This is a genomic window from Arthrobacter sp. R3-55 (genome assembly GCF_054161505.1).
Map to the genome: position 1 here is coordinate 1,207,373 of NZ_CP096423.1, position 22,034 is coordinate 1,229,406.

The window sequence follows — 22,034 nt, forward strand, 5'->3', positions numbered from 1 at the left end:
AACCATGGATATCCAGAATCTCCTCGACGACATCGTCGGGGCCGTGCAGCCGCATGTCGGCCAAGGCAACGTAGCTGACTACATTCCCCAACTGGGAGCCGTGGACGCCCAACAATTCGGCATATCCGTCGCCACCCGTGAGGGCGAGGTGTATTCAGCCGGAGACGCCCACGTGGACTTTTCCATCCAAAGCATCTCCAAGGTCTTTGCGCTGGCCCTGGTACTGGCATTCGACGGAGACAGTATTTGGAAGCGGGTGTTCCGGGAGCCCTCCGGCAACCCCTTCAACTCGCTGGTCCAGTTGGAGAGTGAAGACGGCATTCCCCGGAACCCCTTCATCAACGCAGGTGCAATCGTGGTGACGGACCGCCTCCTGAGCCTGACCGGAAACGCAGCGTACGCCGTGCGGGATCTGATGCGTCAGGAAACCACCAAGGACAGCATCGACACCGATCAGCAGGTGGCCGGCTCCGAACTGGCCAACAGCCACCGCAACGCTTCCTTGGCTCACTTCCTGGCAAGCTGCGGCAACTTGGAAAACCCGGTGGAGGACGTCTTGGATTCCTATGCAAAGCAATGCGCGCTCGCCATGACGTGCGAAGACCTTGCACTCGCAACCCGTTTCCTGGCCTCCAACGGCTTGGGCGCGGACGGGACGCTGCTGCTCTCTCCGGCGCAGACCAAGAGAATCAATGCGGTCATGCTCACGTGCGGTACTTATGATGCCGCTGGCGAATTCGCATACCGGGTGGGGCTTCCGGGCAAGAGCGGAGTGGGCGGCGGGATAGTGGCCGTGGTCCCGAACAAGTGCTCCATCAGCGTGTGGAGCCCTGGGCTGGGACGATCCGGGAATTCCGTGGCCGGGGTTGCAGCGCTGGACGAATTCACCACGCGCACCGGCTGGTCGGTGTTTTAGGCGCATGATGGAGGCATGACAGGAACCGAGCCCACCGCCGTCGCGTTCTTGGAGCGCCTGAAAATCCGCCAGTCGGATGTCGAGCAAGCCAAATACCGGCGCTATTTCAAGACCGGCAAGGGCGACTATGCCGAGGGCGACTTCTTCATGGGCGTCCGTATGGGCGAGGTCTTCACGCTGGCCAAGGAGTTCGCGGCCATGCCCCTGGAAGATATGGAGATGCTCCTGGAGCAAGACATTCACGAGGCCAGGGCCGGTGCCGTGAAGATCATGGCTCTCCAGGCGCAGAAAAAGAAGACCACGGAAGAACGGCGTCGGGAGCTTTACGGGTTGTACCTGCGGAGGCACGATCGCATCAACAATTGGGACCTGGTGGACCTCGGCGCTGGGAACGTGGTGGGCGGATGGCTGCTGAATAAGCCGCGCGACCCGCTCTACAGCCTGGCCCGGTCGCAGAACATGTGGGAGCGCCGGACGTCCATCGTTGCCACCTCGGCGTTCATTCGTGAAGGACAGTTGGATGACACCTTCGCCCTTGCAGAAATCCTGCTCGGAGACAAGGAAGACCTGATCCACAAAGCAGTGGGCGGCTGGGTCCGCGACGCAGGGCGCAGCAGCCGCGAGCGACTCCTGGCGTTCCTTGACGAGCACGCTGCCACCATGCCCCGAACCACCCTTCGTTACGCCATCGAGCATCTGGGCAAGGAACAGCGGGCCTACTACCTGACGCTTAAAGACAGGGTTTCTTCCGGCTAAGCCTGGAATTATGTGACGTTGGATTACCCAGCGTTACCGGGTGTTTCCGAGCCTTTGAAGCATGTTACGGAGCCGCCCTACAGTTTTTTCATGGCAATACAGGACATTTACCCCACCGCGCTGCGGCTGCTCGGCCGCCCGGTGCTGGTGGTCGGCGGCGGCCCGGTTGCGTCGCGCCGCGCCAAGGGACTGCTCGACGCCGGTGCGGAAGTCACCGTGGTCGCTCCCGTTGCCACCGAGACACTTCGCGGACTCGCCGCTTCCGGCCTCCTTACCTGGGAGCAGCGCGAGTACCGCACAACCGACGTCGACGGCGTCTGGTTCGTTCAGACTGCTACTGGCACTCCCGCCGTGGACACCCAGGTAGCAGCCGACGCCGAGGCGCAGCGCATCTGGTGCGTCAACGCCTCGGACCACGAAGCATCCGCAGCGTGGACACCCGCGGTTGCCGTAGTGGACGACGTCAAGATCGCCATCAACGCCGGGGGAGACCCACGCCGCGCCATGGCCCTTCGGAACGCAGTTGCCACGGCCCTCGAAACCGGGGACCTTCCGCTGCGCCGGCACCGTAAGCCGGACGCAGCTGGAAAGACTCCGGCTGGTTCTGTTGCCTTGGTGGGCGGCGGGCCAGGCGACTCGGGTCTCATCACCGTCCGCGGCCGTCGCCTCCTGGGCCAGGCCGACGTCGTGGTTGCCGACCGTCTTGGCCCGCGGGAGCTGCTCAAGGAACTGGCGCCCGACGTCCGGGTGATCGAGGTCGGCAAGACCCCCGGGCACCATCCCGTTCCGCAGCTCGAGATCAACAGGATTCTCGTAGAGGAAGCCCTCAAGGGCAACCGGGTGGTCCGCCTTAAAGGCGGCGACCCCTATGTCCTGGGCCGCGGCGGTGAGGAAGTAGAATTCTGCCGGCAGAACGGCGTCGAGGTTGAAGTGGTGTCCGGGGTGACGTCGGCAATTTCCGTTCCTGCTGCCGCAGGTATCCCGGTGACGCATCGCGGCCTGGCCAAGGGCTTCAGCGTGGTGACCGGCCACGAAGAGCTCTCCGAGGTCCCCGCACGCCCGGATCACACTGTGGTGTTGCTCATGGGAGTGGCCCAATTGCGTGATTCCGCGGCTGAACTGGCAGGCTCGGGTCTGCCTTTGGACACACCAGTAGGTATCGTAGAGAACGGGTATTTGCCGGACCAGCGCGTCACCATCGGCACTCTGGGGACCATCGCGGACCAGGCGGAAGCCGTCGGCGTGGCCAACCCGGCGGTCATCGTGATCGGCGATGTTGTCCGTGTCAGCCCCTTTGCACCGCAGCACTTCAAGACCGCTGACTACAGCACTATTACCCCCAACCGTCCCCGCGTCCGCAGTAACTGAGAAGAAGAAGGAACACAGCCGTGTCAATTAGCACCCCCGTAGGTTCTGCGGACCGTCCGCTTCGCGTCGCCGTCATCGGCTCCGGCCCGGCCGGCGTTTACGCAGCTGACATCCTGACCAAGAGCGAGGCCGTCAAAAGCGGCGAACTCAACGTCAGCATCGACCTCTTCGACCGTTACCCGGCACCGTACGGCCTGATCCGCTACGGCGTGGCACCGGACCACCCCCGCATCAAGGGCATCGTCAACGCCCTGCACAAGGTCCTGGACCGTGGCGACATCCGTTTCTTCGGCAACGTGGACTACGGCACGGACATCTCCATCGAGGACCTCCGCAAGCACTACGACGCCGTCATCTTCGCCACGGGCGCCATCAAGGACGCCGACCTGAACATCCCGGGCATCGAACTCGAGGGTTCCTTCGGCGGCGCAGACTTCGTCTCTTGGTACGACGGACACCCGGACGTTGCCCGCGAATGGCCGCTGGACGCCAAGGAAATCGCTGTCCTGGGCAACGGCAACGTAGCCCTGGACGTGGCCCGCGTGTTGTCCAAGCACGCCGATGACCTGCTGGTCACCGAAATCCCGGACAACGTTTACGCCGGCCTGAAGAACTCCCCGGTCACCGACGTCCACGTCTTCGGCCGCCGCGGACCCGCACAGGTGAAGTTCACTCCGCTGGAACTGCGTGAACTCTCGCACTCCAAGGACGTAGACATCATCCTCTACGCCGAGGACTTCGAATTCGACGAAGAGTCTGATCGCCAGGTCCAGACAAACAACCAGACCAAGACCATGGTTGGCACGCTGACCAACTGGATCGCCGAGCAGCCCGAGGACCTCTCCGAGCTCACCGCTTCCCGCCGCCTGCACCTGCACTTCCTGCACAGCCCGGTGGAAATCGTGGACTCCCCGGAAACCCCGGGCAAGGTTGCCGGCATCAAGTTCGAGCGCACCGAGCTGGACGGAACAGGCAACGCCCGCGGCACCGGCGAGTTCATCGACTACCCGGTCCAGGCTGTGTACCGCTCCATCGGCTACTTCGGTTCGGCGCTGCCGGACGTTGAGTTCGACCACAAGAAGGGCGTCGTCACCAACGACGGCGGCCGCGTCCTTGACGCCGACGGCCAGCACGTTCCGGGCCTCTACGCAACGGGCTGGATCAAGCGCGGTCCGGTTGGCCTCATCGGCCATACCAAGGGCGATGCCCTCGAAACCGTCACGTACTTGTTGGAGGACCGCGAAAACCTGCCGGTCGCCGAGGTTCCCGCGGCAGACGCCGTCGTGGATCTTCTCGATTCCCGCGGCGTGAAGTTCACCAGCTGGGAAGGCTGGCTGGCCCTGGACGCCCACGAACTCGCCCTCGGCGCAGCAGCCACCGAGGCGGGCACGTCCCACGGTGTTGAGGTCAAGCGTGAACGCATCAAGGTAGTGCCGCGCGAGGACATGGTCAATATCTCCCGTGATGGCGTAGCCGCACAGGTCTAAAACTACGAGGGGGTCACCCCATCTAGCTGCTCCCCGGAAGTTGAGCTGAGAAATCAGTTCTGCCTTTCGGGGAGTAGCTATATCTGGAGCTAGTTCGTTATCCGAAGAGTTGTTCGTAGAGGCCGCCCAAGTATGTGTTCCCTACGCCTACCAAACCGTTCAGCATCAATCGACGACCCAGCTTGGACCAACCAGGGTGGGTCTTTTTTGCATGGATCAGTGTCGGTTGCCAGGACCAGAGCTGCCACATCATGCAGCACGCAGATCGCAATGCGCGAAACGGCTTTTGCTCTTTCGTGACGCGGAAATCCAGATATTTCTTCGAATTCGGGATTATTAACACTGCAGAAATGATTAACTGGTGCAATGATCAGAAAGATGTAAACATTCCCTCACGACGGCGACATCGTAGTCGCCGCTTTCTCAGGGGGAGCAATGAAGGTTGGAAATCTAAAATCCGCTGCTGTCATGGCAATGATGGTTGTGATTCCGCTAGGAATTCCCGCCGCGGCACATGGTGCCTCGGACATCTACTACGCATTGCAGAAACCAATGGCGCAAGGGCAGCACGCAGAGAGCGGATACGGTGGAACGAATGTCGGCGGTGAGGGATTCATGAATTCCACTTTTGGCGGCAAGTTGTACGTCCGAACTCGCGGGGATAACAGCGGTTATGTCTATGGAGGTATTGACGTACCCAATCATGCCCGTACCCGTTTTACGCACTTGCCTGCCGCTTTGACTCACGGCGACTGCTGGTGGGGCTACGGGCTTCAAATTCAAGGGACAACAGGGGTTGATTGTGCCAGGTCACGACAATAAGCCGTATTGCATTTGAGACCTGGCTTTCCTTCCCTCTTCCTTCAGGAGTAGCAAATGACTTTTTCATCAAAGCACTTACGCTCGACCGCCGCTGCCACACTCGCGATCTCCAGCGTAGCGTTGGCCATCTTCGCGTCCCCGGCCCTCGCCACTAAAGAGGGTTCGCTGGATCCGGACGTTTTGGTCCCTGCGTTAGGCCAAGAGCAGCGGGCAATAGACCTGCCCCCTTCAGCTGTAACCGCAAGCCATGCCTTGTCTGACCTGGCGAGAGATTCCATGCGCCTGCTAAAGAAGACAGATAGCGCGTCCTACTATGCGGCTGTGAGCTCTGATCGGTCAGAAGTCTGCATGGTCGTATCCCTCGAGGCGCCGGCAGGAAACATCGGAACGGCTTGCATGACACGGGCCCACTTCAATGAGAATGGTCTTTCACTCCATCTCTGGGGCGATCAGTCAGCCGCTAACGCGAAGGGAGTTACCGCCTATCTGGTGCCCGCTGATGTCGAACTGGAAGCCAACCCGACATCGAAGTCCCTGCGGGCAGATTCGGTTAAGAGTAATCGGGCACGCGGACTGCTCCTGGTTGAAGGCCTCGAAGACTTGCCTCACACGGTCGAACTGCCGCGAAGCACATCGAAGCGTGCGTTCGTTCTTAACCGGTTGGACTAGGCAACGTGCCCAGCACCAGTGTTGTTCGAACGCTCGGGTCGATGATGGTTACAGTTGCTTGGATACTTGCCCTTGGTTTCCTTTTGATCCAAACTCGAAACGCCCAGGACGGGATTATTACAGATTTTCCAGGCAACCCTATTCAAGCCATCGTTCCGAGGGTCGCGTGGGAATACCATCTCGCAACAGTGATTCTCAGTGCAGTCACAATGGGGGTTTTCCGCAACCGTTTCTCGCCTCAGAAATCGAATGGCTCGGTGGCCCCACTTTGGGGAGCAACCATCACATTGGGCATGACGATGATTATCGCCATCATTATTGGTCAACCAGAAACGGAGCTGGGCCAGCGCACTAATTCAATTTTCTTGCAGTGGCTGGTAGAGGGGGCGTTTTCACTTGCATCTGCAACAGTTCTCGGTATTCTCATTTTTTGGAGCATCGCAATTTCGAGGAACCGGTTTCTGGCCTCAGGAGACCCGAGCGATGAAGAGAATCATGATTCCATAACCTGAGACAAAGGGGTGGGCTGACTCAAGAGGAGGTTACTGTGGTGATTCCTGGTGCAGGAATCACCACAGTAAGCTCCTCTGCTTCCGTTCCGTGCACCCGCGGTACCCTGAACCATGGACGTCGTGGTCATCGAAACTCCCCAGTTGGGGGACCGAAGCTACCTGGTGCACGACGGCTCCGTTGCCTTGGTGATTGACCCTCAACGGGACATTGACCGGGTTGAAAAGGCTGCCCGTGAAGCCGGCGTGCGGATCACGCATGTGGCCGAAACGCACCTGCACAATGACTACGTCACTGGTGGTTTGGTTCTGGCGGAGAAGCACGGTGCCGCGTACTTGGTGAACGCGGCCGATGAGGTTTCGTTTGTTAGGGTTCCCGTCACTGACGGCCAGGTCCTGCGCGTCGGCAGGCTCTCGGTTTCGGTCGTTGCGACGCCGGGCCACACGCACACGCACCTCTCTTACGTGGTGAGGGATGACACCTACGACGGCGGGTTGGAGGCTGTGTTTTCCGGCGGCAGCTTGCTCTATGGTTCGGTAGGGCGGACGGACCTGGTATCGCCGCACGACACCGCAAAGCTGGCCCACGAACAGTACTCCTCGGTGCGGCGCCTGGTGGATGCTTCCCGTCCGGAGGCTGCGCTGTACCCGACCCATGGCTTCGGATCGTTCTGTTCGATCGGGCCCGCGAGCCGCCAGGAATCGTCCACAATTGCTGAGCAGGCAAAGTCCAACCACGCCCTGACGGATCCCCACGAGGACCACTTCGTTGCAGAGTTGCTGGAGAATATCTCCGCCTATCCTGCCTACTACGCCCACATGAGCCCACTGAATGCGGCCGGACCGGGTCGCCCGGACCTGACAGTTCCGGACTCCGTTGATCCCGTGGAGCTGAGCCGGCGGTTGAGGGCAGGGGAGTGGGTGGTGGATCTGCGCCACCGCGTGGCCTTCGCTGATACCCACCTTCAAGGCAGTGTGAGCTTCGAGTACGGTCGCGGGGACAACTTCACCAGCTACCTCGGTTGGGTGATCCCCTGGAACCAACCGCTCACGTTGCTGGGCCCACACGGCGAGGTGCATAAGGCGATCCGCGACTTGGCGAGGATCGGCATCGACAACCCGGATGCCGCCGTCGGGCCTGACTCAACGGGTCTGGACATCGGAGCCCTGGCACCGCAATCTCCCCGGGCGAGCTATGGGCACGGAGATTGGAACCTCTTTGCAAGCGAGCGGAAGCCGGAGGACGTGGTGTTGGACGTCCGGCGTCCGGACGAGTTCAACACATCCCATATCAAGGGTGCGCTGAACGTGCCCGTCTACGAGCTCCTCGGGAGGAGCACCGTACTGCCGGATCAGAGGATTTGGGTGCACTGTGCCACGGGATACCGGGCGAGTGTCGCCGCAAGTCTCCTGGATCGTGCCGGGCGCGAGGTGGTCCTGATCAATGCCAGGTTCAGGGACGCCGCCGGAGCCGGAATCGAGACAGTGCCGTAAACAGCAAAAGCTACCGCGGCGCCTGATCCGAGCAGTAGTCCAGGTTCCGGTAGACGCTGCTGACGGCCGCGTCGGGATCGTGGGCTTCGAGGGCATCCACCAATTCGTCGTGCCCTTCGCGGGGGATGCCGTTGAAGCCGCCCTTGCGCTGCTGCCTGAGGAGGTCGTTGTGGAACACGCCACCGAACGAAACGTACAACTGGTGCAGCAGGGGATTCCCTGACGCCAAGGCAACGCGCTCGTGGAATTCCCAGTCGGCGCTGGCCCACGTGGGATAGTCCTCGGCCTGCCAAGCATCGTGGCGTAGCGCCAGGAGACGTCGCATTTCGGCCAGGTCTTCGGCGGTGGCGTGCTTGGTGGCCAGGCGGGCAGCCTGGGTGTCCAGGCCGAGTCGGACTTCAACGATATGTTCCTGGGTGTGCTCCAAGTACATCCGCTGGGCCGCGCCGGACATCTCACTGTTGGCCCGGACATAGGTGCCGTCGCCGCGTCGGACCTCCAGCATGCCGGAGTGGGCCAGCGCCTTGATGGCCTCCCGCAGGGTTCCCCGCGAAACACCCAAGGTGGACATCAGCTCGGGCTCCGCGGGGATCCGCTCCTGGAGCGGCCATTCGCCGGACTTGATCATGTCCCGCAGCTTGGAAGTAATCTCCTCGGCCAGAGCCGGGCGATGCGATGGAGTCAGGGTCATGCAGTCCTCGGTCCGGTCTTGGTGGCAGTGCGCTTGCTGGTGAGCAGGTGGCAGGTGACCATGAGCGCTACCGCCACGATGGAGAGCAGGCTCAAGGGCAGCACCCAGCCGCCGGTGGCGCTGTGGAGGAGTCCCATGCCAAAGGGACCAATTGCCGCAATCAAGTATCCCAGCGATTGGGCGATGGTGGAGAGCGCGGTGGTTTCCGCCGTCGACCGTCCGCTGCGGCTGATGATTACCAAAACCAGCGGGAAGATGCCCAGGCCGAAGCCGAACAAGATAGCAGGCACAACGGCCAACGACGTCGGCAGCCAGATCATGGCGGCAATGGCCAGCAACGTGGAGCTGCTCGCGAGATAGAGGGCGGGGCGGAGCATGCCGGGCCGGGAGCCGAACGCAAGGAGGATCATGCCGGCAGCTACGGAGACCAGCTGCATGACACCGAACTGCAGGCCGCTCTCTGAAGCGCTGAGGCCTTGGGACGTGAGGATGTAAGCGAACCAGCTCATCACGGCGTAGGCGAGGAAGGCCTGGAACGTAAAGATCGCGGTGATCAGAATGCCCAGCCGGGTGCGCAGCAGCGGCCACATGGAGACCCGCGGCCGATCAGTCTTGGTGGAGTTCCGGTGGGTGTGCAGGACTATCGGCAGGAAGCCGAGGAGGGCCGCGACACCCAGCAGGCCCCAGGCAGCCAGACCCATGGAGGGTGAGCCGAGTTCCTGCGCCAAGGGAACGCTGACGACTGCGGCGAAGGTGGCGCCGCCGGACATGGTGAACGTGTAAAGGCCGGTCATCATTGAGGTGCGCTCGGAGTAGTGCTCGCGGATGAATGAGGGCATGGCCACGTTGCACACTGCCAGGCCGGACATCGCCAGGACGGTACCGCCCAATAGTGCGCCAGTCACTGGAATGCCGCGCACCAGCAATCCGCCGGCCAACAGTGCCAAGGCGATGGCGATGGCTTTCTCTACGCCTACGCGGCGGGTCAGCCAGGACGTTCCCAAACCTGCAACCGCAAAGCACAAGAGCGGGATGGACGGCAGGATGGAGGCCACCAAAGCACCGTAGCCAAGGACCTGCTGCAGTTCGTGGAACAGTGCGGCGGCGCTGGTGATGCCTGCGCGAAGATTCAAACCGATGAGCACCACGGCAATAATTCCGACGACGGCGACGACGCGTGTCTTAGGGACCGCTTGCGCGGGGGAGACCAGAGGGATGTTTCCTGTAGTTGTCGTCAAAGAAGTCGTCGCCATATTTAAAGGTTAGACGTTTGACGTCTAATGTCCACAGTTTTGTGGCGAAGCTCTCCGCGGAGAAGCGTTGGAGGGCTACCTCGGGTTGCGTGAACCCAGCCGCTGCACGGCCAGAGCCAGCCAAAGCTGCACGCGGTCCTGCGTCTGCGAGGGGTCGTACCCGGTCAGTTCAGTGATCTGGGCCAAGCGGTAACGGACCGTGTTGCGGTGCAAGGTGAGGGCTTCAGCCACGGCGGCGACTGAGCCGTTGTGGTTCAGGTAGCTTTCCAGTGTGGCCACCAACTCTGCGCCATGTGCGGCGTCGAACTTCCGCAAGGGCGTAAGGGACTCGCTGGCCATGTCCGCCAGTGGAACATCCTCGCTTGCCAGCAGCAGGGACGTCAGGCTCAGGCGCTCCGGCTCGTTGACCGGCAAGCCGTGCGCCACGGCGTCGCGCGCTTCAAAGTAGCTCCAGCGCAGGCCGTTCGGCTTCGTATAAGCGCCGCCGATTCCGATGACAGCGTGGATGCCTGCTTCCTGCAAGTGATCGCTGAGGCCCTTGGCCAAAGCGGTGGCGGAACTGCCGTCGTCGCTGATGACCGTTACCAGGTCCTTCCCGACGACGGCGCTGACGCCCGCTTCCAGCGCCTGGGGCAGCGAGATGCTGACCAGTTGTTTGTGGTGGGCTGTGGACTCGGCAACCAGCACCACGTTCTTCCGGGTGCTGTTGATGCCAACGCCGGCCAAACGCCGGGCTGCCTCAATGGTTTCCAAAGTTCCGTGGATGACGTCGTCCAGCACCTGGCCGGCCATGGCCCGCTGGGACTGGCGCTGCTTGACCATGTTGTTGAGCTCCACGCTGATGAGGTTCTGCGCATAACTGACGATTCCCGAGTCCACAAAAGGCTGCCGCAACCAGAGAGTGCAGGCATCCCTGCGGCCGGTGGGAATCGGATACGAAGCCCAACCATCCGCCGTCGGGGCCGGTTTCCCGGCCACGCTGTTGTACAGCTGCGCGCTGAACTGGGTGAGCACAACGTCCGTGCGGAGCATGCTGCCCAGTTGCTTGAGGAGTTCGTTGAGGCCGCCGCCGGTGAGGAGTGAACGGGCAAGGATCTGATGTCCGGCGAGGAGCCGCTCGAGGTTGGAGTAATGGTCAGCGGAGTGCGACTCTGCCACGAGTTTTCCGATGGCAATGAAAGGGATCTCGTAGGGCACTTGCACCAGGGGAAGACCCCAGCGGTTGGCTTCGGCAATCAGTGCTTCCGGAACGACCTCGTGGGTGAGGCCGATGCCAAAGCCAATACCCACGGCGCCTGCGCGCTGGACCTGACGGACAAAGCGCCTCTGGTCGGCGGCACTTTTGAGGCGCAGCCCCGTGGTGAGGACCAGTTCTCCGCCGCTGAGGAAGCGCTGGGGATCCTCCAATTCCGTCACGGCAACCCAGCTGATGTCCTGGTTCCAGGTGGTTTCTGCGAGGCCGGCCTGGCGGAGTTTCAGGGAAGGGACAGCGACGAGCGAAGCGAGGGACATTGCCATGCTTAAAAGCGTAACCCGGTGCTGGTCAAGCGCACTAAGCGAGGGCTTCCTGTGTGTGCAGCTGACTATTCCTTGCACCCCCTCCCTGGCATAGGCTCTGATCAGCTAAAACCCATGCCAGACACCGAAAGAGGTTGCACACCGTGGTTCAAACCTTGCAGAACTTCATCAACGGCGAATTCGTTACGCCGGCAGGTACGGGTCTCCTGGACATCGTGAACCCTGCCACCGGGGAAATCGTCGCCAAGTCTCCCATTTCGGTGCAGGCCGATGTGGACGCCGCCATGACCGCGGCCAACCAGGCCTTCAAGTCCTGGAAGAAGGCCACCCCCGGCCAGCGCCAGCTGATGCTCCTCAAGCTCGCCGACGCCGTGGAGGCCAACAGCGACGAACTCGTTGAAGCCCAGCACCGCAACACCGGACAGGTCCGTTCCCTGATCGCCTCCGAGGAAGTTGCTGCAGGCGCAGACCAGCTCCGCTTCTTTGCCGGTGCAGCCCGCATCATGGAAGGCAAGTCCGCGGGAGAGTACTTCGAGGGCCACACCTCCTACGTGCGCCGCGAACCGATCGGCGTCGTAGCCCAGGTTGCGCCGTGGAACTACCCGTTCCTCATGGCCATCTGGAAGATCGGCCCCGCCCTGGCCGCAGGTAACACAGTTGTCCTCAAGCCCTCTGACACCACCCCGGAATCCACCCTGGTGCTGGCCCGCCTCGCCGGTGAGATCTTCCCGGCCGGCGTCCTCAACGTGGTCCTCGGCACCGGTGAAACCGGCGCCATGATGGTGGACCACAAGGTCCCCGGCCTGGTGTCCATCACCGGTTCCGTCCGCGCCGGCATCGCCGTGGCAAGCGGGGCAGCCAAGGGCCTCAAGCGCGCACACCTGGAACTTGGCGGCAAGGCTCCGGCCATCGTCTTCAAGGACGCCGACGTCAAGAAGAGCGCCGCAGCCATCGCAGAGTTCGCCTTCTTCAACGCCGGCCAGGACTGCACCGCCATCACCCGCGTGCTGGTTGAGGACTCCGTGCACGACGACGTCGTGGCAGCCATGGTGGAACACACCAAGACCCTGCACACCGGTTCGCAGAACGACGAAGAGAACTACTTCGGCCCGCTCAACAACGTGAACCACTTCAACGCCGTCACCTCGGTAGTGGAGCACCTGCCGGCCAACTGCAAGATCGAAACCGGTGGCCACCGCGCAGGGGAGAAGGGCTTCTTCTTCGAGCCCACCATCATTTCCGGCGCCAAGCAGACCGATGACATCGTGCAGAAAGAAACCTTCGGCCCGGTCATCACCGTCCAGAAGTTCAGCACCGAAGAAGAAGCGCTCGAGCTCGCCAACGACGTCGAATACGCCCTGGCGTCCAGCGTCTGGACCACCGACCACGGTACGGCCATGCGCATGAGCCGCGACCTTGACTTCGGTGCGGTCTGGATCAACACCCACATCCTCCTGACGGCAGAGATGCCCCACGGCGGCTTCAAGCAGTCCGGCTACGGCAAGGACCTCTCCATGTACGGCGTGGAGGACTACACGCGCATCAAGCACGTGATGAGTGCACTAGACGCGTAGCGCGTCCGCCCCACCCGTACGAATTTCCCAGAAAGGCAACCACCCCATGACCACCACCGCGAACGAACTCTCGTACCGCATCGAGCAAAAGCGCAACATCAACGGCGCTTTCCCCGGCCCCAAGTCGCAGGCACTTGCCGAGCGTCGCTCCGCCGTCGTTGCTGCCGGCGTCGCCTCCGGCGTCCCCGTCTACGTTGAAGACGCCGACGGCGGCATCATCCGCGACGTCGACGGCAACTCCTTCATCGACCTCGGTTCCGGCATCGCCGTGACCAGCGTCGGCGCGTCCGACCCCGCCGTCGTCGCTGCTGTCCAGGAAGCTGCCGCGCACTTCACGCACACCTGCTTCATGGTCACCCCGTACGAGGGCTACGTTGCAGTTGCCGAGCAGCTCAACCGCCTCACCCCCGGCGACCACGCCAAGCGCACCGTGCTGTTCAACTCCGGTGCTGAAGCCGTGGAGAACGCCGTCAAGGTTGCACGCCTGGCCACCGGCCGCGACGCCGTCGTAGCTTTTGACCACGCCTACCACGGCCGCACCAACCTGACCATGGCGCTGACTGCCAAGGCCATGCCGTACAAGACCAACTTCGGCCCGTTCGCGCCCGAGGTCTACCGCATGCCCATGAGCTACCCGTTCCGTGAAGAAAACCCGGAGATCACCGGTGCCGAGGCCGCCAAGCGTGCCATCACCATGATCGAGAAGCAGATCGGTGGCGACCAGGTTGCCGCCATCATCATCGAACCCATCCAGGGTGAAGGTGGCTTCATTGTCCCGGCCGAAGGCTTCCTCCCGGCGCTGTCCGAGTGGGCCAAGGAAAAGGGCATTGTCTTCATCGCAGACGAGGTCCAGTCCGGTTTCTGCCGCACCGGCGAATGGTTCGCCGTTGACCACGAAGGTGTTGTCCCGGACATCATCACCATGGCCAAGGGCATTGCCGGCGGCCTCCCGCTGTCCGCCATCACCGGCCGTGCAGACCTGCTCGACGCCGTTCACCCCGGCGGCCTCGGCGGCACCTACGGTGGCAACCCGGTTGCCTGCGCCGCAGCACTTGCAGCGATCGACACCATGGAGCAGCACGACCTCAACGGCCGTGCCCGCCACATCGAAGAACTCGCCCTGGGCAAGCTCCGCGAACTGGCCGGGGAAGTTTCCGTAGTTGGCGACATCCGCGGACGTGGCGCCATGCTGGCCATCGAGCTGGTACAGCCGGGTTCCAAGGAACAGAACGCTGAGCTGACCAAGGCCGTTGCTGCCGCTTGCCTCAAGGAAGGCGTCATCATCCTGACCTGTGGCACCTACGGCAACGTCATCCGCCTGCTCCCGCCGCTGGTCATCAGCGACGAACTGCTGATCGACGGCCTCGAGGTCCTCGCAGCAGCCATCAAGGCGCACGCGTAAGCTTCAACGCTTCACACAGAGGGAGGGCCGGGTTCATTCGTGAACCCGGCCCTCCTTTGTTTAACTCTCGCCGCCGGGTTCGCGGGAAACCGGCGGGTTCGCTGGAAGTTTCCAAGCGTCCTCGCAGTGTTCCCGCGATCCCGGCGAGCGTTGGCGGGGGTTGGCGGGGGTTGCTGCGCCGGGTTCGCGGGAAACCGCCGTGTTCGCTGGAAGTTTCCGGGGGTCCTCGCAGTGTTCCCGCGAACTCGGCGAGCGTTGGCGGGGTTTGGCGGGGGTTGCTGCGCCGGGTTCGCGGGAATGCGCCGTGTTCGCTGGAAGTTTCCAGTGGTCCTCGCAGTGTTCCCACGATCCCGGCGAGCGTTGGCGGGGTTGGCGGGGGTTGCTGCGCCGTGTTCGCTGGAAACCGCCGGGTTCGCTGGAAGCTTCCGGGGTCCTCGCAGTGTTCCCGCGATCCCGGCGAGCGTTGGCGGGGGTTGGCGGGGTTGCTGCGCCGTGTCGCGGGAATGCGCCGTGTTCGCTGGAAGTTTCCGGGGGTCCTCGCAGTGTTCCCGCGATCCCGGCGAACCTTGGCGGGGGTTGCTGCGCCGTGTTCGCGGGAAACCGCCGTGTTCGCTGGAAGTTTCCAGGAGTCCTCGCAGTGTTCCCGCGAACTCAGCGAGCGTTGGCGGGGTTTGGCGGGGGTTGCTGCGCCGTGTTCGCGGGAATGCGCCGTGTTCGCTGGAAGTTTCCGGGGGTCCTCGCAGTGTTCCCGCGATCCCGGCGAACCAACCGCAGGACGCACGACGGCGGAACGCGCCTAGGTGCCCAGCGTCAGGTTCTTCTGGTGGCCATGTCCGTCGAGTTGAACCTCGATGACCAGCGGATTGGTGCTGACCACGGCAATACCGGCATCGGAATCCGCCAGCTTGCTCCACGCCCCATCCACGGTGATTCGCACCGATGACTGGGTCCGGGACGGATCAGCCACGGAGAGCCCGAGCTTGTCCCCGGTTTCGTGTGCCGCCAAAGTGCACGGCCCGGACACGGAGTAGCCTCCTCCAGTTCCGGCCGCGAAGAAGGTGGCCATGACCAATTGATCCTTGGCTATCTCCACCATCTGGACCTCCGCAGAATTGGCGAGCACGTGCACGTCGGGGTTCGCGGATTGGGAGAACGTGGTGGCATGGCTGGCAGCAGGCAACACCATGTAGGCATAGCCGGAGCCCACGGGATCTTTGCCATGGCGGTGCGTGATGGTCACGTAGTCCCGCGTGACAAGGTCTTTGCTGCCGCCGGTGTCCGCTCCTGAATTGATGTCGAACCAGGAGCCCGTCCGACGGATCACGGCCACTTCAGTGTTGCCGGAAACCCCCGGCGCTTCCAAGAACACGTAGCCGCCATGGCCTTCCACATGTACGGACCGCTTCACAGCCACGGCGGCGTCTCCGGCCGCCATGGTTCGGTTCCGGGAATCGGTGCGCAGCGCAGGAACGGCACCGGCCGCGAAGGACCTGTTCTCAATGGTGGTCTGAACTGCCGAACCCCCTGTACCGGTAATGCCTGCGCCGAGGCAGACCACTGCGTCGTCCAGGAAGAACCACGATTTCCGGCCGGACAGGGTCTTGTTGTGGTTGAGGTGGTCCATGCCGATCACGCCCCAACGTCCCTTCATGGTGAGCCCGCCCGCGAAGGCCTGGAAGGCCCGCGGAATTCCGGTTCCCGCAGCGCCTGCCCCGCTGGCACGCACCTGGTCATTGACCGTAGTGCCGGGCAGTGCGTAGGGATCCACCGTGGGCCAGAAGTCCGCGCTGAACTGGGACGGATCCTGCCTGGTGTATAGGAAGGTCATGCCATCGCCCTGGTACCAGCCCAGGTTGTTCTCGCTGTTGCCCCACTCATAGCGGCCGATGCGCTTGGAGGAAAGGTTCACAGTGCAGCCCCACTGGGGACGGTGATGGACCAACCTGTCCTGGTCAGCAAACATCCGGCTGTAGACGGGCGCCGGTGCAGCAACCACGGCAGAGTCGGAAAGGACGCCGAGGGACAACAAGGACTTTGCCAGGCTCTGGGTTGGATTCCCCACCAGTTTCTGGTCTGCGCAGCGTTCCAGCCAGCCCTTGGCCAAGGCCAGGAACCGGGACTTGTAGGGTTCTTCGCAGCCCGGCGCCAGCAACAGGACCGCTGAGATGAGCCCGAAGCCGCTGACGTAGTCGGGCTCGCGCTGCCGGGAGACAGCACGGCCGCGGATGGTGTCCATGATCCGGCCATCCCACACGAACGGGGCATAGGTTTCCTCAACGGCGTCGAGGAGCACGGTTCGCTTGGGGTCGTTGACTGCCCAATCGCTGCCACCCAGCATGGCGATGATCTCTGCGATTCCGGCCAAGGCCACCACTCCATAGGTTCCCGCGTACGGCAGATAGGAGTGCTGAACGTAGGAGCCATCGGCGTAGAAGCCGTCGCCACTGGTGACGTAGGTAAACACACTGTTGATCCCGCCGCGTACGGTGTCGCTCAAGGCGTCGCGTCCCAGGGCGATCTCGCTGGGATTGCCGTCCAGGATGCCCCGCATGCAGCAGGCCAAGGACTTGTCCACGCGGTTGGCGCCGGTCTCTGCCAAGGATGTGGCACGTCCGCGCCAATTCGGGTTGGGCGCGAACCACCGGACGGCAGCCAACAATGACGTGCGGAGAGCTTCTGGGACTTCAGCGTAGAGGAGAGTCAGGATGTCCACGGTCTTCCGGGGCACGCCGATCTCCCAGAACCACCAGTTGCCTGCCGCCTTGGTGGACGGCTTGTAGGCAGTGCTGCTGAGGAGCTGAAGCCCCGAAACAATGTCTGCGGCCAGCTCAGGGTTGCCGGCATAAGGGTTGCCCGGCACGGCGTATCCGAGTGCCATGTCGTAGAGGCGGTTGAAGTGAAGTCCCATGTTGCCTGTGGCCGCCGCGGACTGTCCGATTCCAGTCAAAGGGATGTCGCTCCACAGGGATGTGCGCGCTGCAGACTTGTCCATGGAGCTCCACCAGTTTTCGGCGGTCTTGCCCATTGCCTCAAGCTGCGCAGCGAGTTCGGGAATGTCCGCGGCGCTGCGGCCACCGGTGAGAACCAGTCGCCGTCGATCTATCAGCTCCTGGAGTCCGGAGGCGGCAAACGAAGGCCCGGCCTGGGAAAGTAGGGCACCTGCCAGGGCGGCTGCGCCTGCCGTGCGGAAGAGGGTCCGGCGACTCAAAGTGGGTCCGTTGAAGTTCAAAACTGCTCCGTTCAAAACTGTTGCCCGGAGCGCCCAACCCACTTGGTGCGAGTTACGTGGGAGCGGGTGCTCAGGGCGGGGAGGGTGGTCAGAAAGCTGGGAAGTTTCCGCAACCTTATGTCCGCTTCCGGAACCCCTCAACAGAAATGAACAGAACTGCACAACGCGTTCTGGACTTGGCTACTGCGCAGCAGCCAGGCGCGCCCGCTTCTTGAGAACCGAGTTCTTCCGCGTGGTCCGCAGCATGTCGATGGTCAGCAGGATCAAGGCCAACCACACCACACAGAAGCCGATCCAGCGGGCCGTGGTCATGGTCTCGTTGAATACGGTCAGCGCCACAACGAACTGGAGGACCGGGGCGAAGTATTGCAGGAGGCCGATGGTGGTCATCGGCAAACGGCGGGCTGAAGCGCCGAAGAAGAGCAACGGTACGGCGGTAATGACACCCGAAGCCACCAGCAGCCAGAAGTGCCCCGCTCCCTGGGTAGTCAACGTAGCGGCTCCGGTGGCGCCCAGGACCACCATGGTGATGGCGGCGAACGGAACCAGCACTACTGTCTCCACGCTGAGGCTGGTGAGGGCGTCCACCTTGGGCCCCACGCGCTTCTTCACAAAGCCATAAAGGCCGAAGCTAAACGCCAGGATTAGCGCAATCCACGGAAGTTGGCCATAGGAGAAGGTCAGGACTCCCACCGCAACGAAGCCGATGCCTACCGCAGCCCACTGCAGGGGACGCAGCTTTTCCTTCAGGACGAAGACGCCCAGGAGGACCGAAACCAGCGGATTGATGAAGTAACCCAGCGAGGTCTCGACGGCGTGACCAGTGGTGACCCCGAAAGTATAGGTAAGCCAGTTGATGGCAATCAGGCCCGCAGCCAAAGCCAAGGGGCCGAAAACTGATTTGTCCTTCACCGCTGCACCAAAGACCCGCCAGGCCCGCGTAATGGTGATGAGCAATGCACAGAAGATCAAGGACCAGACAACCCGGTTCGCCACGATTTCCACTGCACTGGCCGGCATGAGGACAAAGAAGTAGAGGGGGAGGAGCCCCCACAGTCCGTAGGCGCCGATTCCAAAAAGGATTCCCGCTGTCGACTCGCTCCGTACAGGCTTACTGCCCGGGATCCCGGCACCGCCGGTAACCTTCCCGCCGCCCCCGGCAGTCGTCGTCGTGGGCTGGTTTGAAGAAGAGTTGGCAGTTATCTGATCCGGAGTCGACACATTGTCGCCAACACCGGCTGCGTCCGCAATATTCCGCAATCTTGGTGAATTTCCGTGACTCCTGCCATATAAGCGTCCGGGCGTAGGGTCGACATCTAGAATTGGAATCTGCGCGCCCCAACAACGGGCGTGGCTCACTGCTTCGGAAGGGCTAACGGTGTCCAACTCAGCCGCAACAACCCCCAATCGTCCGCTTCGCGTTGCGATCGTTGGCGCAGGACCCGCAGGCGTCTATGCCGCGGACATCCTGACCAAATCCAACGAGGTCAAGGACGGCGAGGTCGAGGTCAGCATCGACCTTTTCGAGGCGTATCCGGCGCCGTACGGTTTGATCCGGTACGGGGTTGCTCCTGATCACCCACGCATCAAGGGGATCGTCAACGCCCTGCATAAAGTCCTGGACCGTGGCGATATCCGCTTCCTGGGCAACGTGACCTACGGCAGGGACCTCACCCTGCATGACTTCCGGGCTTTCTATGACGCCGTCATCTTCTCTACCGGTGCCATCAAGGACGCCGACCTGAACATTCCCGGCGTTGAACTCGAGGGGTCCTTCGGCGGCGCCGATTTCGTGTCCTGGTACGACGGACACCCGGACGTTCCCCGCGACTGGCCCCTGGACGCCAAGGAAATAGCCGTGATCGGCAACGGCAACGTGGCACTGGACGTCGCCCGCATGCTGGTCAAGCACCCCGAGGAACTGCTGGTCACCGAGATTCCGGACAACGTCTACGCCCGTTTGAAGAACTCCCCGGTCACCGACGTCCACGTCTTTGGCCGTCGTGGTCCTGCCCAAGTGAAATTCACACCCCTGGAATTGCGCGAACTCTCGCATTGCAAAGACGTTGACATTGTCCTGTACCCGGAAGACTTCGAGTTCGACGAAGCCTCGGACGAGGCCATCAAAACCAATAACCAGATCAAGACCATGGTCAACACCATGACCAACTGGCTGGTGGAGGAGCACGCTGAATCCGAGCAGCCGTCCTCCCGCCGGCTGCACCTGCACTTCCTGCACAGTCCAGTGGAGATCCTGGATTCGCCGGAGACCCCGGGCAAGGTCTCGGGGATTAAGTTCGAGCGCATGCAACTGGACGGAACGGGCAACGTCAAGGGCACGGGGGAGTTCATCGAGTATCCGGTCCAGTCGGTGTACCGGGCCATCGGGTATCACGGTTCGCCGTTGGAGGAGCTTGAGTACGACGCCCGCCGCGGCGTCATACCGAACGACGGCGGTCGCGTCCTGGGTGCCGACGGCGAGCCCGTGCCGGGAATCTACGCCACGGGCTGGATCAAGCGCGGACCGGTGGGGTTGATCGGCCATACCAAGGGCGATGCGTTGGAGACCATCGGCTTCCTCCTTGAAGACCGGCTCAACCTGCCCCCGGCGGAAAACCCGGATCCGCAGGCCATCATCGACCTTCTCGAGGAACGCGGCATCGAGTACACCACGTGGGAAGGCTGGAACAGGTTGGATGCCCACGAGGCCGCGCTGGGTGCTGCTTGGTCCGAAGGATCCACCGGCGAAGGCGAGAGTGTTGTTCGTGAGCGCATCAAAGTTGTTCCGCGCGAGGAAATGATCCAGATCTCCCGCGGCTGACAAGGCGTTTTGTACAGCTGATGCCCTTATTCGGCTGCTTTAGGGGCTTCAGCTGTACAAAAACTCCTTTCCTCGAACTAGACTTCTCGATACTGTCCCGCCCACCACATGTGCAGAGCACTGTCATAGCGGACTACCAGGGAGTTCGATGAGGAATCCAGTCCATCAGCCGGTTCCAGGCAGCGAGGCCGCGGAGTTGCTGCAGAAGCGTGCCCTCTCAGGGCATGAGCGTTTGGATTCCTTGCGTCTCGGAGTGCCCGAGGACATCGCCGGATTGCGGCGCCTGGTCCGTGAATCCTGGCAGAGGTCCGCGAGCCTGCAGGCCAACCCGGACGTCGCCGAGGCTCCGCTCGCCATGGACCGCGATGAGCTCGAGGAGTACCGCAGGCAGCACCCCTTGGCCACCATCATGCCCGTGATCAAGAAGCTCCTGGTTCAGCCCAGCCATGACAGCGGCTTGTTGGTGGCAGTGGGAGACGACGTCGGGCGGCTCTTGTGGGTGGATGGTGATCCTGTGATGCAACGCCGTGCTGAAAGCATGATGTTCGTGGCGGGCGCCGACTGGTCCGAGGCCTCCGTGGGTACCAGTGCACCCGGTACCGCCTTGGCCCTGGATAGGAGCATCCAGATTTCCGGCGCTGAACATTTCAAGCGCTCTGTCCATCCTTGGAGCTGCACGGCTGTTCCCTTCCATGATCCCGATTCCGGCGCGGTCCTGGGCGTTGTGGACATCACCGGCACTGAAACGGCGGTGGCGGCACACACCCTTTCCCTGGTGGAGGCGACCGTTGCGGCAGCCCAGGCCCAGTTGCGCATTGAACGTTTGACACTGGCGGCCGCCGTCAAAGACAAACCCCGACGCCGGAGCGCGGCCGCCGCTTCCAGCCACACGCTGTACCGAAACAGCCTGCAGTTGTTGGGCCGAGATCAGGCCCTGCTCAGCATCGACGGCAGGACAGTGTCTCTATCCGCCAGGCACAGCGAGATCCTGGCCATCCTCAGCAATCACCCCGCCGGACTCAGCGCGGATGACCTCTGCACCCAGTTGTATCCGGGCGATGGCTCAGCTGTCACCCTGAGGGCGGAAATGGTCCGCCTCCGCAAAGTCATCCAGGAACTCAGCCCCGAGGCGGTCCCCGAGTCGCGGCCATACCGTTTGCCGGTCGATTTGCTGCCCGATTCCGGTCAGGTCCTCAGCTGCCTTCAGCGCGGTGCGCACCGCATCGCCTTGGAAATCTACAAGGGCGGGCTTTTACCGCGATCGGAGGCGCCCGGCGTCGTGCAGTTGCGTGAGAGGGTTTCGCATCTGCTGCGGGAGGCGCTGCTCAGCGACGGCAGTGTGGATTCGCTCCTCAAGTACGCTGAGCTGCCGGAGGCGAAGTACGACGTCGACCTCCGCCTTGCCGTCTTGAAGCTGCTGCCGCCGCGCTCGCCCAAGCGGGCCGCCGTCGTGGCTGATCTTGAACGCATCGACAGGGAAATGAAAGCGTGAGCTGACTCACATGGTTGCAACGTAGCTGCAACC

The 22,034-nt window shown here is 62.5% G+C and carries 17 protein-coding genes; 12 read left to right on the forward strand and 5 right to left on the reverse strand.

The window, feature by feature from the left end:
• Window positions 1–4: 4 nt before the first annotated feature.
• The 8 genes from M1D51_RS05660 (at window position 5) to M1D51_RS05695 (ending at window position 8,021) form a co-directional block, all read left to right on the forward strand.
• Window positions 5–916 carry a glutaminase gene (locus tag M1D51_RS05660; RefSeq protein WP_026539691.1) on the forward strand — a complete coding sequence of 304 codons (912 nt, stop codon included), beginning with the start codon at window positions 5–7 and terminating at the stop codon, window positions 914–916.
• Between the two features lie 15 nt (window positions 917–931).
• On the forward strand, window positions 932–1,672 hold the full coding sequence (locus M1D51_RS05665; RefSeq protein WP_458108876.1) for a DNA alkylation repair protein: 741 nt from the start codon (window positions 932–934) through the stop codon (window positions 1,670–1,672).
• A gap of 90 nt (window positions 1,673–1,762) precedes the next feature.
• Complete coding sequence (cobA, locus tag M1D51_RS05670; RefSeq protein ID WP_458108877.1) at window positions 1,763–3,040, forward strand: uroporphyrinogen-III C-methyltransferase; 1,278 nt, start codon at window positions 1,763–1,765, stop codon at window positions 3,038–3,040.
• Between the two features lie 20 nt (window positions 3,041–3,060).
• A complete protein-coding gene (locus tag M1D51_RS05675) occupies window positions 3,061–4,527 on the forward strand; it encodes an FAD-dependent oxidoreductase (RefSeq protein WP_172322572.1) in 1,467 nt (488 codons plus the stop codon).
• Between the two features lie 435 nt (window positions 4,528–4,962).
• Window positions 4,963–5,349, forward strand: a complete 387-nt coding sequence (locus M1D51_RS05680; RefSeq protein ID WP_155854049.1) for a hypothetical protein — start codon at window positions 4,963–4,965, stop codon at window positions 5,347–5,349.
• A gap of 54 nt (window positions 5,350–5,403) precedes the next feature.
• On the forward strand, window positions 5,404–6,018 hold the full coding sequence (locus M1D51_RS05685) for a hypothetical protein (protein WP_458108878.1): 615 nt from the start codon (window positions 5,404–5,406) through the stop codon (window positions 6,016–6,018).
• Between the two features lie 5 nt (window positions 6,019–6,023).
• Entirely contained in the window at window positions 6,024–6,530 is a 507-nt protein-coding gene (locus M1D51_RS05690; protein WP_458108879.1) for a hypothetical protein, read from the forward strand.
• Window positions 6,531–6,641: 111 nt separating this feature from the next.
• Window positions 6,642–8,021 carry a rhodanese-like domain-containing protein gene (locus tag M1D51_RS05695; RefSeq protein ID WP_458108880.1) on the forward strand — a complete coding sequence of 460 codons (1,380 nt, stop codon included), beginning with the start codon at window positions 6,642–6,644 and terminating at the stop codon, window positions 8,019–8,021.
• 10 nt (window positions 8,022–8,031) lie between these two features.
• Here the strand turns inward: M1D51_RS05695 and M1D51_RS05700 are convergent, their stop codons facing one another.
• The 3 genes from M1D51_RS05700 to M1D51_RS05710 all read right to left on the reverse strand — a co-directional run bounded on the left by M1D51_RS05700 (window position 8,032) and on the right by M1D51_RS05710 (window position 11,483).
• On the reverse strand, window positions 8,032–8,712 hold the full coding sequence (locus tag M1D51_RS05700) for a FadR/GntR family transcriptional regulator (protein ID WP_089595901.1): 681 nt from the start codon (window positions 8,710–8,712) through the stop codon (window positions 8,032–8,034).
• Window positions 8,709–9,965 (reverse strand): MFS transporter, encoded by a 1,257-nt coding sequence (locus M1D51_RS05705; RefSeq protein WP_458108881.1) that lies wholly within the window; start codon window positions 9,963–9,965, stop codon window positions 8,709–8,711. Before M1D51_RS05705 ends, M1D51_RS05700 begins: the two co-directional genes overlap by 4 nt.
• Before the next feature lie 75 nt (window positions 9,966–10,040).
• Window positions 10,041–11,483: a PucR family transcriptional regulator gene (locus tag M1D51_RS05710; RefSeq protein WP_458108882.1), complete on the reverse strand. Its 1,443-nt coding sequence runs from the start codon at window positions 11,481–11,483 to the stop codon at window positions 10,041–10,043.
• A 143-nt stretch (window positions 11,484–11,626) separates the two neighbouring features.
• Here M1D51_RS05710 and M1D51_RS05715 point away from each other — a divergent pair, with 143 nt between their 5' ends.
• Window positions 11,627–13,057 (forward strand): gamma-aminobutyraldehyde dehydrogenase, encoded by a 1,431-nt coding sequence (locus M1D51_RS05715; RefSeq protein ID WP_458108883.1) that lies wholly within the window; start codon window positions 11,627–11,629, stop codon window positions 13,055–13,057.
• Window positions 13,058–13,103: 46 nt separating this feature from the next.
• Window positions 13,104–14,459: a 4-aminobutyrate--2-oxoglutarate transaminase gene (gabT, locus tag M1D51_RS05720; RefSeq protein ID WP_458108884.1), complete on the forward strand. Its 1,356-nt coding sequence runs from the start codon at window positions 13,104–13,106 to the stop codon at window positions 14,457–14,459.
• A 796-nt stretch (window positions 14,460–15,255) separates the two neighbouring features.
• Here the strand turns inward: gabT and M1D51_RS05725 are convergent.
• Window positions 15,256–17,688: a polysaccharide lyase 8 family protein gene (locus tag M1D51_RS05725; RefSeq protein WP_458108885.1), complete on the reverse strand. Its 2,433-nt coding sequence runs from the start codon at window positions 17,686–17,688 to the stop codon at window positions 15,256–15,258.
• A gap of 180 nt (window positions 17,689–17,868) precedes the next feature.
• Complete coding sequence (gene rarD, locus M1D51_RS05730; RefSeq protein ID WP_458108886.1) at window positions 17,869–18,948, reverse strand: EamA family transporter RarD; 1,080 nt, start codon at window positions 18,946–18,948, stop codon at window positions 17,869–17,871.
• A gap of 118 nt (window positions 18,949–19,066) precedes the next feature.
• On the opposite strand from rarD, the gene M1D51_RS05735 reads away from it, so the two are divergent.
• Both M1D51_RS05735 and M1D51_RS05740 read left to right on the forward strand, forming a co-directional pair.
• Complete coding sequence (locus tag M1D51_RS05735) at window positions 19,067–20,509, forward strand: FAD-dependent oxidoreductase (RefSeq protein ID WP_458108887.1); 1,443 nt, start codon at window positions 19,067–19,069, stop codon at window positions 20,507–20,509.
• A 148-nt stretch (window positions 20,510–20,657) separates the two neighbouring features.
• Window positions 20,658–22,001 carry a GAF domain-containing protein gene (locus M1D51_RS05740; protein ID WP_458108888.1) on the forward strand — a complete coding sequence of 448 codons (1,344 nt, stop codon included), beginning with the start codon at window positions 20,658–20,660 and terminating at the stop codon, window positions 21,999–22,001.
• Window positions 22,002–22,034: the final 33 nt, after the last annotated feature.